The sequence below is a fragment of the Fluviicola sp. genome (genome assembly GCF_030151805.1).
GTDB lineage: Bacteria > Bacteroidota > Bacteroidia > Flavobacteriales_D > Crocinitomicaceae > Fluviicola.
The window spans coordinates 1-15,370 of the sequence record NZ_JASLCN010000142.1; the positions used below are offsets into that span (position 1 = coordinate 1).

12 protein-coding genes and 2 tRNA genes are annotated in these 15,370 nt (G+C 41.6%); 12 read left to right on the plus strand and 2 right to left on the minus strand.

Annotation, left to right across the window (positions count from 1 at the left end):
• Window positions 1-88: 88 nt before the first annotated feature.
• From Q1V93_RS05415 to Q1V93_RS05470, 12 genes are all read left to right on the plus strand, one after another.
• Window positions 89-160, plus strand: a tRNA-Thr gene (locus Q1V93_RS05415).
• Window positions 161-245: 85 nt separating this feature from the next.
• Window positions 246-1,433: an elongation factor Tu gene (gene tuf / locus Q1V93_RS05420; protein ID WP_124746868.1), complete on the plus strand. Its 1,188-nt coding sequence runs from the start codon at window positions 246-248 to the stop codon at window positions 1,431-1,433.
• A gap of 49 nt (window positions 1,434-1,482) precedes the next feature.
• Window positions 1,483-1,555: transfer RNA gene (locus tag Q1V93_RS05425), tRNA-Trp, on the plus strand.
• Window positions 1,556-1,574: 19 nt separating this feature from the next.
• Window positions 1,575-1,796: a preprotein translocase subunit SecE gene (secE, locus tag Q1V93_RS05430; protein WP_300662517.1), complete on the plus strand. Its 222-nt coding sequence runs from the start codon at window positions 1,575-1,577 to the stop codon at window positions 1,794-1,796.
• Between the two features lie 8 nt (window positions 1,797-1,804).
• On the plus strand, window positions 1,805-2,356 hold the full coding sequence (gene nusG, locus Q1V93_RS05435; protein WP_124746866.1) for a transcription termination/antitermination protein NusG: 552 nt from the start codon (window positions 1,805-1,807) through the stop codon (window positions 2,354-2,356).
• 82 nt (window positions 2,357-2,438) lie between these two features.
• Window positions 2,439-2,885 (plus strand): 50S ribosomal protein L11, encoded by a 447-nt coding sequence (gene rplK, locus Q1V93_RS05440; RefSeq protein ID WP_300662520.1) that lies wholly within the window; start codon window positions 2,439-2,441, stop codon window positions 2,883-2,885.
• Window positions 2,886-2,896: 11 nt separating this feature from the next.
• Entirely contained in the window at window positions 2,897-3,592 is a 696-nt protein-coding gene (rplA, locus tag Q1V93_RS05445; RefSeq protein ID WP_300662522.1) for a 50S ribosomal protein L1, read from the plus strand.
• An 11-nt stretch (window positions 3,593-3,603) separates the two neighbouring features.
• The gene (rplJ, locus tag Q1V93_RS05450) at window positions 3,604-4,125 is read left to right on the plus strand and encodes a 50S ribosomal protein L10 (protein WP_300662524.1); all 522 of its coding nucleotides are present in this window, start codon (window positions 3,604-3,606) and stop codon (window positions 4,123-4,125) included.
• A gap of 72 nt (window positions 4,126-4,197) precedes the next feature.
• Entirely contained in the window at window positions 4,198-4,575 is a 378-nt protein-coding gene (rplL, locus tag Q1V93_RS05455) for a 50S ribosomal protein L7/L12 (RefSeq protein ID WP_300662526.1), read from the plus strand.
• 114 nt (window positions 4,576-4,689) lie between these two features.
• Window positions 4,690-8,502 carry a DNA-directed RNA polymerase subunit beta gene (gene rpoB / locus Q1V93_RS05460; protein ID WP_300662529.1) on the plus strand — a complete coding sequence of 1,271 codons (3,813 nt, stop codon included), beginning with the start codon at window positions 4,690-4,692 and terminating at the stop codon, window positions 8,500-8,502.
• Between the two features lie 49 nt (window positions 8,503-8,551).
• Window positions 8,552-12,832: a DNA-directed RNA polymerase subunit beta' gene (gene rpoC, locus Q1V93_RS05465; RefSeq protein WP_300662531.1), complete on the plus strand. Its 4,281-nt coding sequence runs from the start codon at window positions 8,552-8,554 to the stop codon at window positions 12,830-12,832.
• 108 nt (window positions 12,833-12,940) lie between these two features.
• Complete coding sequence (locus tag Q1V93_RS05470; protein ID WP_300662534.1) at window positions 12,941-13,831, plus strand: T9SS type A sorting domain-containing protein; 891 nt, start codon at window positions 12,941-12,943, stop codon at window positions 13,829-13,831.
• A 113-nt stretch (window positions 13,832-13,944) separates the two neighbouring features.
• Here the strand turns inward: Q1V93_RS05470 and Q1V93_RS05475 are convergent, their stop codons facing one another.
• Together Q1V93_RS05475 and Q1V93_RS05480 are read right to left on the minus strand one after the other, a co-directional pair.
• The gene (locus Q1V93_RS05475) at window positions 13,945-14,568 is read right to left on the minus strand and encodes an outer membrane beta-barrel protein (protein ID WP_300662536.1); all 624 of its coding nucleotides are present in this window, start codon (window positions 14,566-14,568) and stop codon (window positions 13,945-13,947) included.
• Window positions 14,569-14,686: 118 nt separating this feature from the next.
• On the minus strand, window positions 14,687-15,370 hold a 684-nt coding region (locus Q1V93_RS05480), incomplete at its 5' end, for a hypothetical protein (protein ID WP_300662538.1).

The window sequence follows — 15,370 nt, forward strand, 5'->3', positions numbered from 1 at the left end:
GCTCAGTTGGTAGAGCGTCAGCCTTCCAAGCTGAGGGTCGCGAGTTCGAATCTCGTCTCCCGCTCAAAATTACGATTTACAAGAATAGGCCGGTGTAGCTCAGGGGTAGAGCGCTTCCTTGGTAAGGAAGAGGCCACGAGTTCAAATCTCGTCATTGGCTCTGCAGGGATTCACTCATTAGGTTTATGGGTGAAATTTTGTATTGTAAGAAAAAGGTTTATTAACTACGTAACAAATAAAAACAAATGGCTAAGGAAAATTTTAATCGTTCCAAACCGCACGTTAACATCGGTACTATCGGTCACGTTGACCACGGTAAGACTACGTTGACTGCTGCTATCTCAAGTGTACTTGCTGCTAAAGGTTTGGCTGCGGTACGTGATTTCTCGTCTATTGACAATGCTCCAGAAGAAAAAGAGCGTGGTATTACTATTAACACTTCGCATATTGAGTATGAAACTGCTAACCGTCACTACGCACACGTTGACTGTCCAGGTCACGCGGATTACGTAAAGAACATGGTTACAGGAGCTGCTCAGATGGACGGTGCTATTTTGGTTGTTGCTGCAACTGACGGACCGATGCCTCAAACTCGTGAGCACATCCTTCTTGGAAAACAAGTTGGTGTTCCTCGTTTGGTTGTATTCATGAATAAAGTGGATATGGTTGACGACGCTGAGTTGTTAGAGCTAGTTGAAATGGAAGTTCGTGAATTGTTGTCTTTCTATGATTACGATGGTGACAATGCACCGGTTATTCAAGGTTCTGCACTTGGTGCATTGAACGGTGAGCCGGAGTGGGTTGCTAAAGTTGATGAGTTGATGGACGCTGTTGACAGCTACATTGAACTACCTCCTCGTGATGTTGATAAGCCTTTCTTGATGCCGGTTGAAGATGTATTTACGATTACAGGTCGTGGTACAGTAGCAACAGGACGTATCGAAACAGGAGTTATTAACTCTGGAGATCCAGTTGAAATCTTAGGAATGGGTGAAGAGAAATTGACTTCTACTGTAACTGGGGTTGAGATGTTCCGTAAGATCTTGGATCGTGGAGAAGCTGGTGACAACGTAGGTCTTTTATTACGTGGTATTGAGAAATCTCAAATCAAACGTGGTATGGTTATTTGTAAGCCAGGATCTGTTAAGCCTCACGCTGACTTCAAAGCAGAGATCTATGTATTGAAAAAAGAAGAAGGTGGACGTCACACTCCATTCCATAACAAATACCGTCCTCAGTTCTACTTCCGTACAACTGACGTTACTGGAGAGATTTTCTTGACAGACGGACGTGAAATGGTTATGCCGGGTGATAACGTAACAATCAATGTTAAATTGATCGTGCCTGTAGCAATGGACAAAGGTCTACGTTTCGCTATCCGTGAGGGTGGACGTACAGTAGGTGCTGGTCAGGTTACTGAAATCATCGCTTAATTCGCGATAACATATTAAAAAAGAGGGGAGTTCCAACTCCCCTTTTTACACGGGCGTAGCTCAGCTGGTAGAGTAGTGGTCTCCAAAACCATTGGTCGTGGGTTCGAATCCTACCGCCCGTGCAAATAAAATAAATTGACCATGTCAAAGTTTAGAAATTATTTTAGCGAAACAATTACTGAGATGACTCAGAATGTTACGTGGCCGACGTGGAAAGAATTGCAGAGTAATGCACTGATAGTAGTGGTTGCGTCTGTAATTTTTGCATTGTTGGTGTTCGCAATGGATACCGTTTTTGGAATCACGGGAACAACTACTTCTACCTGGAAGGGTGTGATCGGATTTATCTATTCTTTCTTTTAATTAGAAAAATGGGAGATATTAAAAAGCGTTGGTACGTAGTGCGTGCAGTGAGCGGGAAAGAAAAGAAAGTGAAAGAATATCTGGATCTTGAAATCTCACGTTTGAAACTGGATGACTATGTGTCTCAAGTATTGATTCCAACTGAGAAAGTGTTTCAAATCCGTAACGGAAAGAAAATCTCAAAGGAAAAAGCATATTTACCAGGATATGTATTGATTGAAGCAGCTTTGATCGGTGAGGTTCCTCACGTGATTAAGGGAATTCCGAATGTAATCGGATTCCTGGGAGCTGAAAAGGGTGGAGACCCGCAGCCAATGCGTTTGTCTGAAGTAAATCGAATTTTAGGTAAAGTAGACGAATTGTCCGAAACAGAAGAGGAAGTGAAAATCCCATTCGTGATCGGAGAATCCGTTAAGGTGATCGACGGACCATTCAACAATTTCTCCGGAGTTATTGACGAGATCAATGAAGAGAAGAAGAAATTGAAAGTAATGGTTAAAATCTTCGGTCGTAAAAACCTTCTTGAGCTTAGCTACATGCAAGTAGAAAAAGAAGGATAAACATGTATTAACCGCAGCAGTGGGATTATTGATTAAAGCTTCCCTTTAACGCCCACGTTACGACTGCATAATTTAAATAACAATGGCTAAAGAAGTAGCAGCATTGATCAAATTACAGATCAAAGGTGGTCAAGCCAATCCAGCTCCTCCAGTTGGTCCGGCACTTGGTGCTAAAGGGGTCAACATTATGGAATTCTGCAAGCAGTATAATGCTCGTACGCAGGATAAGCCAGGAAAGGTATTACCATGTGTGATTACTGTTTACAGTGACAAATCATTTGATTTCGTCATCAAAACTCCTCCAGCAGCTGTGCAGATTATCGACTCCGTTAAGCTTAAAAAAGGTTCTTCTGAGCCTAACAAAAGCAAAGTGGGTACAATGACTTGGGATCAGGTTCGTACTATCGCGGAAGATAAAATGCCGGATATGAATTGTTTTACTGTTGATTCAGCTATGAGTATGATAGCTGGTACGGCACGTAGTATGGGTGTAACTGTTAAAGGAGGTGAAGCTCCTGCAACTAAATAATCGCTAGTATCATGGGAAGAATTTCTAAAAAAAGAAAAGAAGTTTTAGCAAAGTATGACTTGACTAAAACTTACACCTTGGTAGAAGCGTGTGATTTGGTAAAAAACATTACAACTACTAAGTTCGACGCATCAGTAGACATTTCTGTACGCTTGGGTGTAGATCCACGTAAAGCGAATCAAATGGTTCGTGGTACTGTTGCATTGCCTCACGGAACTGGTAAGGATGTACGAGTATTAGTACTTTGTACTCCGGACAAGGAAGCTGAAGCAAAAGCAGCTGGTGCTGAATTCGTTGGATTAGATGAATTCATTGACAAAATCAAAGGTGGTTGGACAGACATCGACGTAATTATTACAATGCCGTCAGTGATGGGTAAAGTAGGTGCTTTAGGACGTATCCTTGGACCTCGTGGCTTAATGCCAAACCCAAAAACAGGTACTGTAACAATGGAAGTTGGTAAAGCTGTTGAAGAAGTGAAAGCAGGTAAAATTGATTTCAAAGTTGACAAGTTTGGTAACATTCACACTTCTGTTGGGAAAGCTAGCTTCGAAGGAGCTAAAATTCGTGACAATGCAAGTGAATTGATCCTACAATTAATCAAATTGAAACCATCTGCTGCAAAAGGTACTTACATTAAAAGTATCTACATCAGCTCTACAATGTCTCCAAGTATCCAAATTGATGCTAAATCTGTTGTAGCTTAAAATCTTGAAGTATGAATAAAGATCAAAAAGCACAGTACATTGAAGATCTTGCTTCAGATTTATCGAAAGCAAACATCTTCTATCTTGCAGATACAGCAGCTCTTTCAGTAGAAACAATTAACCAATTACGCCGTCGTTGTTTTCAACAAGGTATCGAACTACGTGTAGTGAAGAATACATTGTTGGCGAAAGCAATGGCTAAGGTTGAAGGTAGAAACTACGACAACTTGGCATCAGTGCTAAGCGGTCCGACGTCTATCATGTTCGCTGAAGTAGGAAATGCTCCTGCAAAATTGATTAAAGATTTCCGCAAGAAAAATGACAAACCCCTTCTTAAAGGAGCTTATATTGAAGAAGCAATCTTCATTGGTGACAACCAATTGGATGCGCTTGAAGCAATCAAGTCTCGTGAGGAGTTAATCGGTGACATCATCGGATTGCTACAAAGCCCGGCGAAAAATGTTATTTCCGGTCTTACAGGTGGTGGTCATAAGATTGCTGGAATCCTTAAAACGCTCGAAGAAAGAGCATAACGCTTGCGCTGAAGCTTCAGCGCAAGGCACAAGTAAAAGAATATTTAAGAACCTTTTTTAAAATTTATAAAAATGGCTGATTTAAAACAAATCGCAGAAACATTGGTTAACCTTACAGTAAAAGAAGTTAACGAGTTAGCAACTATTTTGAAAGACGAGTATGGTATCGAGCCTGCTGCTGCTGCACCTGTAATGGTTGCTGGTGGTGGTGCCGGAGCTGGAGAAGCTGCTGCTGAAAAAACTGAATTCGATGTAATCTTGAAATCAGGTGGTGCTAACAAACTTGCAGTAGTTAAGTTGGTTAAAGAATTAACTGGTAACGGATTGAAAGAGTCTAAAGACCTAGTTGATGGAGCTCCTGCTACATTGAAAGAAGGTGTTTCTAAAGACGAAGCTGCTGCTTTGAAAACACAGCTTGAAGAAGCTGGTGCTGAAGTAGAGATCAAGTAATTAGTTACTAAAATTTACAGGAAAGGTGTCCCGACGATTCTGTCGGGATGCCTATTCCTGTTTTCCGGCGTATAGCCAATTTAAAGTCCTTTTCTCAATTAAATTTATTTCGCCTTGGCAACAACAAGCAATACATCAACGAGAATTAATTTTGCTTCTAGCAAAAATCAGTTCGCTTATCCAGATTTTTTGGATATTCAGCTTAAATCCTTCCAAGAGTTTTTTCAATTAGAAACGACTCCTGAGAATCGTGAAAGTGAAGGATTGTTCAAGGTATTTGCGGAAAATTTCCCAATTACTGATACACGAAATCAATTCGTGCTGGAGTTCCTTGATTATTTCATCGACCCACCCCGCTACACTATTGATGAGTGTATCGAAAGAGGTTTGACTTATAGCGTTCCGCTAAAAGCTAAACTAAAATTATATTGTACAGACCCTGAGCACGAAGATTTCGAAACAATCGTGCAGGATGTATACTTAGGTACAATTCCATACATGACACCAAAAGGTTCTTTCGTAATCAATGGTGCAGAACGTGTTATTGTTTCCCAGTTACACCGCTCACCAGGGGTATTCTTCGGTCAAAGCCGTCACGCGAATGGTACAAAATTGTACTCTGCCCGTGTGATTCCTTTTAAAGGATCTTGGATCGAATTCGCAACGGATATCAACAGCGTAATGTATGCTTACATCGACCGTAAGAAAAAGTTGCCTGTTACAACATTGTTCCGTGCGATCGGATATGAAACAGATAAAGATATTCTAGAAATATTCGGATTGGCTGATGAAGTGAAAGCGAACAAAGCCAATTTGAAAAAATGCGTTGGTAGAAGACTAGCAGCTCGTGTATTGAAGTCTTGGATTGAGGACTTTGGAGACGAAGATACAGGAGAAGTAGTATCTATCGAACGTAACGAAGTAATCCTTGACCGTGAAACAGTATTGGAAGAGCACCACATTGATCTGGTGATTGATTCAAACGTGAAAACGGTTATTTTCCACAAAGAGGATGCAAATACAGCTGACTATACAATTATCTACAACACGCTTCAGAAAGATACATCAAACTCTGAGAAAGAAGCAGTAGAGCACATTTACCGTCAGTTGCGTAATGCTGAACCACCAGATTATGAAACGGCAAAAGGAGTATTTGAGAAATTATTCTTCTCTGATGCACGTTACGATTTAGGTGAAGTAGGTCGTTACAGAATGAACAAGAAGTTGAACATCGACAACTCGGAAGAGTCTCGTGTATTGACTAAAAATGATATTCTGTCAATCATCAAGTACCTGATCGAATTGATCAACTCAAAAGCAGATGTGGATGATATTGACCACTTATCAAATCGTCGTGTACGTACGGTAGGTGAGCAGTTATACGCTCAGTTCGGAGTTGGTTTGGCTCGTATGGCTCGTACAATCCGTGAGCGTATGAACGTTCGCGATAACGAAGTCTTTACTCCAATCGATTTGATCAACGCGAAAACACTTTCTTCGGTGATTAACTCGTTCTTCGGAACCAACCAGTTGTCTCAATTTATGGATCAGACCAACCCGCTTTCCGAGGTAACTCACAAGCGTCGTTTGTCTGCACTTGGGCCAGGTGGACTTTCCCGTGAAAGAGCAGGTTTCGAGGTACGTGACGTTCACTATACGCACTACGGTCGTTTGTGTACGATTGAAACACCGGAAGGACCGAACATTGGTTTGATCTCTTCTTTGTGTGTATTCGCGAAGGTGAATAAACTTGGATTTATCGAAACTCCTTACCGTTCAGTAGTGAATGGTAAAGTAGATATCTATTCTGAGCCGGTATATTTATCCGCTGAAGAAGAAGATGAAAAAATGATTGCTCAGGCAAATGCGATCGTGGATGAAAAAGGAAACTTCCTTTCAAATGTTGTGAAAGCACGTTATGAAGGTGACTTCCCGGTTGTTCAGCCAACAGATTTGCATTTGATGGACGTAGGTGCTAACCAGATTGCTTCGATTGCAGCATCTTCTATTCCATTCCTGGAGCATGATGATGCCAACCGTGCATTGATGGGATCAAACATGCAGCGTCAGGCAGTTCCGTTATTGAAACCACAATCTCCGGTAGTTGGTACTGGAATTGAGCAATTGGTAGCACGCGATTCCCGTGTGTTAATCAATGCTGAAGGTTCAGGAACGGTAGAATATGTTGATGCAAACGAAATCGTGATTCGTTACGATTGGTCTGCAGATGACAAATTGGTAAGCTTTGATAGTGAAGTAACGCGTTACTCATTGACAAAATTCCAGAAAACAAACCAAAGTACAACAATCAACTTGAAGCCGATTGTTCGTAAAGGAGACCGAATTGAGAAAGGACAGGTTCTTTGCGAAGGTTATGCTACACAAGGAGGAGAGTTGGCATTGGGTCAAAACCTGAAAGTTGCCTTCATGCCTTGGAAAGGATATAACTTTGAGGATGCGATTGTAATTTCTGAGCGTGTTGTTCGTGACGATATCTTTACATCAATTCATATTGACGAATACTCTTTGGAGGTTCGTGATACAAAACGTGGAATGGAAGAATTAACTTCAGATATTCCAAACGTTTCTGAAGAAGCGACAAAAGATTTGGATGAAAACGGATTGATTCGCATTGGTGCGGAAATCAAGGAAGGTGACATCCTGATCGGTAAAATTACTCCGAAAGGTGAAACGGATCCTTCTCCGGAAGAGAAGTTATTACGTGCAATCTTTGGAGATAAAGCAGGTGACGTGAAAGATGCTTCATTGAAAGCAGGTCCGTCTCTTCGCGGTGTTGTTATCGAGAAAAAATTGTTCTCCCGTGCAATCAAAGATCGTAAGTCTAAAGCTCAGGACAAACCGGTATTGGAAGTTCTGGATACAGAATACGACAAAGATTACGCTGAATTGAAAGAAAAATTAGCTGATAAATTGATGACCGTTTTAGGTGAAAACAAATCGGCTGGTGTATTCAACAATTTCAAGGAAGAGATCATTAAGAAAGGAACGAAGTTCACACATAAGAACTTGTTGATGATCGATTACACAATCGTGAACCCAACAAACTGGACAGCTGATTCTCATGTAAATGCATTGATTAGTCGTTTGTTGCACAACTTTACGATTAAGGCAAATGATTTATTAGGAATTTACAAACGTAAGAAATTCCACATTTCAGTTGGAGATGAACTGCCTGCAGGGATCGTTAAAATGGCGAAAGTATATGTTGCTCAGAAACGTAAGTTGAAAGTGGGTGATAAGATGGCTGGTCGTCACGGTAACAAAGGAATCGTTGCAAACATCGTTCGTGCTGAAGACATGCCGTTCCTGGAAGATGGAACACCGGTAGATATCGTATTGAATCCACTGGGGGTACCTTCCCGTATGAACTTAGGTCAGATTTACGAAACAGTTCTTGGTTGGGCAGGAGAAAAATTGGGTGTGAAATTCGCTACTCCGATTTTCGACGGTGCAAAACCAGAAGAAATCAACGAATGGACAGACAAAGCAGGCGTTCCGCGTTCAGGTAAGACATACTTGTACGATGGAGGAACAGGAGATCGTTTCCACCAGCCGGCAACAGTTGGTATCATCTACATGTTGAAACTATCCCACATGGTTGATGATAAAATGCATGCTCGTTCAATCGGACCATACTCATTGATTACGCAACAGCCATTGGGTGGTAAAGCTCAGTTCGGAGGTCAGCGTTTTGGTGAGATGGAGGTTTGGGCATTGGAAGCATTTGGTGCTGCGAATATCCTTCAAGAGATCTTGACAGTGAAATCCGATGACGTAATGGGTCGTGCGAAAGCATACGAAGCTATCGTTAAAGGTGATAACATTCCGGAGCCGGGAATTCCTGAATCATTCAACGTATTGTTGCATGAATTGAGAGGTCTTGGATTGAATGTATCAATGGACTAAGATCTTATTCGAAAACAAATTGTCAAATTGAATTAAAGAAAGTTATAACATGGCTTACAGAAAAGAAACACCGAAAAAACAAAGTAGCTTCAACAAGATTACGATCTCGTTGGCTTCTCCTGAGGTGATCCGTGATCAGTCAAGCGGAGAAGTGCTCAAGCCTGAGACCATTAACTATCGTACATACAAACCGGAAAGAGATGGATTGTTCTGTGAACGTATCTTCGGACCGGTAAAAGATTACGAATGTCATTGTGGTAAGTACAAGCGTATCCGATACAAAGGAATCGTTTGTGACCGTTGTGGTGTTGAAGTAACAGAGAAAAAAGTACGTCGTGAGCGTATGGGACATATCTCATTGGTAGTTCCTGTAGCACACATCTGGTATTTCCGTTCATTGCCGAACAAAATCGGTTATTTGTTAGGATTGCCAACCAAAAAATTGGATCAAATCATCTATTACGAGCGTTACGTAGTTATTCAGGCTGGTATCGCAAATAATTTGGATGGATCTTCTCTTACTGAAAAAGATTTCCTGACAGAAGAAGAGTACCTGGATATCCTGGATACTTTGCCTAGAGAAAACCAGTATTTGGAAGATACAGATCCGAATAAATTCATCGCTAAGATGGGTGCGGAAGCATTGTATGACTTGTTGCGCAAGTTGAACCTGGAGGACTTGTCTTACAGATTGCGTCACCAGGCAAATACAGAAACGTCCGTACAACGTAAGCACGAAGCATTGAAGCGTTTGCAAGTGGTTGAAGCAATGCGTGAATCTCAGACACGTATCGAAAACCGCCCTGAGTGGATGATCGTGAAAGTGGTTCCGGTTATTCCACCTGAATTGCGTCCGTTAGTTCCATTGGATGGTGGACGTTTCGCAACATCGGATTTGAACGACCTTTACCGTCGTGTAATTATCCGTAACAACCGTTTGAAGCGTTTGATCGAAATCAAAGCTCCGGAAGTTATCTTGCGTAACGAGAAGCGTATGTTGCAGGAAGCTGTTGACTCTTTGTTCGACAACTCCCGTAAAGCTTCTGCTGTTAAAACAGAATCAAACCGTCCGTTGAAATCCCTTTCTGATTCATTGAAAGGAAAACAAGGACGTTTCCGTCAAAACTTATTAGGAAAACGTGTTGACTACTCTGCACGTTCCGTAATTGTTGTTGGACCGGATTTGAAATTACACGAGTGTGGTTTGCCGAAAGACATGGCTGCTGAGCTATACAAACCGTTTATCATTCGTAAGATGATCGAACGTGGTATCGTGAAAACGGTTAAATCTGCAAAGAAAATCGTTGATCGTAAAGAGCCTGTAGTTTGGGATATTCTTGAAAACGTGTTGAAAGGTCACCCGGTATTATTAAACCGTGCACCTACGCTTCACCGTTTGGGTATTCAGGCATTCCAGCCGAAATTGATCGAAGGAAAAGCAATTCGTTTGCACCCGTTGGTAACAACGGCATTCAACGCCGATTTCGATGGTGACCAGATGGCGGTTCACTTACCATTAGGTAATGCTGCAATTTTGGAAGCGCAATTGTTGATGCTTGCTTCTCACAACATTTTGAACCCTGCGAATGGAGCGCCGATTGCGGTACCTTCTCAGGATATGGTCTTGGGTCTTTACTACATCACGAAGATGCGTACAAGTACCCCTGAACACAAGGTAAAAGGTGAAGGAAGTATTTTCTATTCTCCGGAAGAAGTAATCATTGCGAACAACGAAGGTAAATTGGATTTGCATGCTCCGATCAAAGTAAAATCGTACGATTTGAACGCTGAAGGAGTACCTACTTTAATGATGATCGATACCACTTGTGGTCGCGTATTGTTCAACGAAGTAGTTCCAAGAGAAGTTGGATTCTTGAATGATGTATTGACTAAGAAAGCACTTCGTGATATCATCGGACACGTATTGAAAGTATGTGGAACGGCTAAAACAGCGAAGTTCCTGGATGATATTAAAGAATTGGGTTATGGAATGGCATTCCGTGGTGGACTATCGTTCAACCTGGATCATATCATCATCCCGAAAGAAAAAGAAATTTTGGTTGCGAAAGCAGAAACGGAAGTGAAAGAGGTAATGGCCAACTATAACATGGGTCTTATCACGAATAACGAGCGTTACAACCAGATTATTGATATTTGGACGCATACCAATTCCCGTTTGACGAATACGTTGATGGATCAATTGAAGAATGACGATCAGGGATTCAACTCCATCTATATGATGTTTGACTCCGGAGCCCGTGGTTCGAAAGAGCAGATTCGTCAGTTGTCCGGTATGCGTGGATTGATGGCGAAACCGCAAAAATCAGGTGCTTCTACACAGGAAATTATCGAAAACCCGATTCTTTCCAACTTTAAAGAAGGACTTTCGATTTTGGAGTACTTTATCTCTACTCACGGTGCGCGTAAAGGTTTGGCCGATACGGCATTGAAAACGGCGGATGCGGGTTACTTGACTCGTCGTTTGGTGGACGTTGCACAAGATGTTGTTATTAATGCAGTAGATTGTGGAACATTGAGAGGTTTAGTTGCGACTTCATTGAAGAAAAACGATGAGATCGTTGAACCATTGATTGACCGTATTTTAGGAAGAACTTCTGTTCACGATATCTTCAACCCGGAAACAGAACAATTAATTGTTGCTGCAGGTGAGTTGATTACTGAAACAGTAGCTGACGAAATCGAGAAAGCAGGTATTGAAGAAGTTGAAATCCGTTCGGTATTGACGTGTGAAATGCGTCGCGGAGTTTGTTCTAAGTGTTACGGACGTAACCTTGCAACTCACCGCCCTGCACAAGACGGGGATGCTGTTGGGGTTGTAGCTGCTCAGTCAATTGGTGAGCCGGGTACACAGTTGACACTTCGTACATTCCACGTTGGGGGTACTGCATCGAACATTGCTGATGAGTCTGACTTGAAAGCGAAAGCTGCCGGTAGATTGGAAATTGATGAATTACGTACAATTACCCGTAAAGGTGCAGATGGTGAAGCGAAAACAATCGTTGTTGGTCGTTCAGCTGAATTGAAAATTACTGATCCTAAAACAGGTGTTACTTTAATGACATCCAACATTCCTTACGGTGCTGAAATGATGCTTGAAAACAACATCTCAGTGAAAAAAGGAGACATTATCTGTAAGTGGGACCCGTATAACGCGGTAATCATTTCTGAAGTTTCCGGTAAGGTTTTATTTGAAAATATTATTGACGGTGTTACTTACCGTGAAGAAGTCGATGAGCAAACAGGATTTACTGAAAAAGTGATCATCGAATCTCGTGATAAGAAGAAAAACCCTGCAATCCACATTATCGATGCTAAAACGAAAGAAGTATTGCGCGAATACAACATTCCGGTTGATTCTCACATTTCTGTAGGTGAAGGCGATAAAGTAGAAGAAGGTGTAATTCTTGTGAAAATTCCTCGTGTTGCTGGTAAGACAGGGGATATCACCGGAGGTCTTCCTCGTGTAACGGAATTATTCGAAGCACGTAACCCTTCTAACCCTGCCGTAGTTTCTGAAATTGATGGTATCGTTGAATTTGGAAAAATTAAACGTGGTAACCGTGAAATTCAGGTGACTTCTAAAGTTGGTGATGTTCGCAAATACCTGGTTCCGCTTTCTAAGCACATCCTGGTACAAGAGAACGATTTCACCCGTGCAGGACAACCGTTGTCTGATGGTGCAATCACACCAAATGATATTCTGAACATTCAGGGACCAACGAAAGTACAAGAATACATCGTAAATGAAATCCAGGAGGTTTACCGTCTGCAAGGGGTAAAAATCAACGATAAGCATTTCGAAGTAATCGTTCGTCAGATGATGTTGAAAGTAGAAATCGTTGATGCCGGAGATACACGCTTCCTGGAAGGACAATCTGTTCACAAAGCAGACTTCATGGAAGAGAACGATTCTATCTACGGAATGAAAGTGGTAGTTGATGCCGGAGATTCTACAACATTGAAGGCTGGACAAATTGTTACTGCCCGTAAATTGCGTGATGAAAATTCACAATTGAAACGTGCAGATAAGCAATTGGTTGAATCCCGTGATGCAGTTCCTGCAACTTCAACACCGTTGCTACAAGGTATTACACGTGCTTCATTGCAGACACAATCATTCATCTCAGCTGCTTCCTTCCAGGAAACAACGAAGGTATTGAATGAAGCTGCAATCTCAGGAAAAGAAGATCACTTATTAGGTTTGAAAGAAAACGTAATTGTTGGTCACTTGATCCCGGCTGGTACAGGTGTACGCCGCTTCCAAAAAGTACTTGTTGCAAACAAGGACGAAATGGATGCAATTTCTTAAGATTTAATTATCTGAATATAAAATCCCTTCTGGCTTTGCCGGGAGGGATTTTTTTTACAACCATTATTTTTTTTTGTATCAATGAAGAAACACTCTAAATCATAAGACATGAAAAAAACACTACTTTTTTTAGTGAGCTTGCAATTGGGAATCCTGGCAAATGCTCAAACAATTGCTTATCAACCAATCCATGGGGATTACACACAGTATTTGTATCGGTCTCAACATTGGAATGGAAGTGAAAATGTGGAATCGTTTCACAAAACAGTTTGGTCCGGGGATACAACTATTGGAGGTCAGGTATATACACGGATTTTCCACGGTGGTGTCTATGGTGGAGGTATTCGCGAAGATGTTGCAAATCAACAGCGGTTTTTTATAAACAGGAACGATGTTGAGACGAACATAACGATTGGCTATAATTTACCTGTTGGTACACTTTTACCGGACAGCAGTGTCTATTTGAATGCTTTCCGAACGTACCTTGATGTCTATCCGCCCTTTTTCGCGTACAACGATACACTGATAGTTACAGCAAAAGACAGTGTATTGGAATCTTCCGGAAATTACAGTGCAAATTACCGGTTGACAGACGGAGGTAGCAGTGGCGAATGGGTTCTTTTTAATACGTATCGTGGTTTACTGGAAATTCACGGCTTTGAATATGATTATTCACAGCTTTGTTATAGAGAAGACGGTGAGCAAACACCTCCGGGACAGCAAACACCCTGGACCGATATGTGTGATTTGGGAGTGAATGAAAACAAGGAAATGCAAATTGAATTATTTCCGAATCCCGCTGTTGCGTCGATTACCTTGTCCGGAAAAGATTTATCGTCCATTCGGGAAGCTGTTATCTATGATCTTCAGGGAAATCTGATCAAGAAGCTTTCATTATCGGAGGTAAATGCTGACATCTCACTGAGAGAATTCAAAACCGGAGTTTATTTCCTTTCCCTCAATCAAAACGAGAGAGTATTTCGTTTCCAGAAATTATAAGTAGTATAAAAATGAAACACCCCGGCACTTTGACTACGCTGCGCCTATGCTGAAGCTTTAGCGCAAGCATTCAGTGACCGGGGTGTTTTTTATTGGGTTGTCGGGGTTTGGATTTACTTGTTTTCTTTTCCTTTACAGATGGTATAATACATTCCGATAGTGAAACGGTTGCCCAGTGTTGTGGCATTGAATCCAAAGTCATTGGTCACTCTGCTTGGAGCAGTCGGGAAAATTTCACGGGAATAAGTATATCCCAGTACTCCAATGGAACCGAAAATACCAATTCGTGGAGTCACATAATATGCAAATCCTGCGGAGAAACTAGCATTAATGGTATTCAGATCGGTTCTTCCTGCGCCCGGATAAGATCTATTCTGTCCGGCGAGAAAACTTCCGCTGATTCCTAAAAACGGTCTGAATGCTTTTTCTCCGAATAGGTAGCGGCCATAAACCGATCCTCCGAATTGCAGCGTTTTTACATTGTTTGCAGGTGAAAAATCATTACTGCTGCCACCTGAGGTAATCCCTAAACCAACCTGGATATGATCGGTTAGAAAAGTACCGACTTCCGGAGAAGCCAACCAGGAACTTCTTTTGAAGGTCGTATTTCCCTGGGTGGTCGATCCCATTGAAAATCCCGCGCTTCCTCCGAGATACCAGGAACCTTTTTGAGAATAATCTTGTGCGTAGGTAGTTGCGGCAGTAGTAAGGGTAAGAATGAATAGTATTTTTTTCATAACGTGTTTTTCCCTGATTTTGCAAGATCCATGCCAGAGTGCTTTTCTTTCGGGAGATATGAAAACAAAAAAAGGAGTGAATCAATCCACTCCTCCTTTTTAAATCAATAAGATATGTTTATGGCGTAATGATCGGTTTCAAACCTCTCAATCCCATATCCGTTGGATAATCATTTGTGTTTCCGTTCGGCAACAATGGTTCATACTTGTTATCACCGTTTACATCATACCACTCAAAGCTTTTGTTTGTGGATAAAGACATCGTACAAGTAATATCCTGAGTTTCATTTCCTGTAATGGTGAATGGTGTATCAAAGCTTCCTGTCACGACACAAGATCCTGCAGGAACCGGAGATGTTGCAAACAATGGATTCGGAACCGTAGTTGACGGAGCCTGTCCCTGAACAACAAGACCTAAGTTTTCAAATGCCCAATATCCCTGAAGTTTGTTCCCGTTGATATTGACCGTTTGATTCCATACTTTATAATTCGTGATATAGGTGTTAAACCCTACGAATGAAGCCAATCTTCCATTGTAATCCACACCATTGTATCGGTAATTCAAGGAATAATTCTGGTAAGTCAACGACATACGAACCCAACGATACGTATCCGGAGAGATATTCTTCAGAGGAACTTTCAGGAACACTTCATTGTCGCCTTTGATAATTGCTTTATTGAAGTTTACGGCATTGGAACCACCGGCAGTTGTTTCAGCCCCGTGATACAAAATTGCACCTCCGCCTAATTGCGTATATGCTGTTTGAGCAAATTCAATGTAATGTGCGCTCATTCCATAAAA

Excerpts from the sequence above, each read along its gene's own strand:
- tuf (WP_124746868.1), top strand. The coding sequence starts at position 246 with ATGGCTAAGGAAAATTTTAATCGTTCCAAACCGCACGTTAACATCGGT.
- secE (WP_300662517.1), top strand. The coding sequence starts at position 1,575 with ATGTCAAAGTTTAGAAATTATTTTAGCGAAACAATTACTGAGATGACT.
- nusG (WP_124746866.1), top strand. The coding sequence starts at position 1,805 with ATGGGAGATATTAAAAAGCGTTGGTACGTAGTGCGTGCAGTGAGCGGG.
- rplK (WP_300662520.1), top strand. The coding sequence starts at position 2,439 with ATGGCTAAAGAAGTAGCAGCATTGATCAAATTACAGATCAAAGGTGGT.
- rplA (WP_300662522.1), top strand. The coding sequence starts at position 2,897 with ATGGGAAGAATTTCTAAAAAAAGAAAAGAAGTTTTAGCAAAGTATGAC.
- rplJ (WP_300662524.1), top strand. The coding sequence starts at position 3,604 with ATGAATAAAGATCAAAAAGCACAGTACATTGAAGATCTTGCTTCAGAT.
- rplL (WP_300662526.1), top strand. The coding sequence starts at position 4,198 with ATGGCTGATTTAAAACAAATCGCAGAAACATTGGTTAACCTTACAGTA.
- rpoC (WP_300662531.1), top strand. The coding sequence starts at position 8,552 with ATGGCTTACAGAAAAGAAACACCGAAAAAACAAAGTAGCTTCAACAAG.
- Q1V93_RS05470 (WP_300662534.1), top strand. The coding sequence starts at position 12,941 with ATGAAAAAAACACTACTTTTTTTAGTGAGCTTGCAATTGGGAATCCTG.
- Q1V93_RS05475 (WP_300662536.1), bottom strand. The coding sequence starts at position 14,568 with ATGAAAAAAATACTATTCATTCTTACCCTTACTACTGCCGCAACTACC.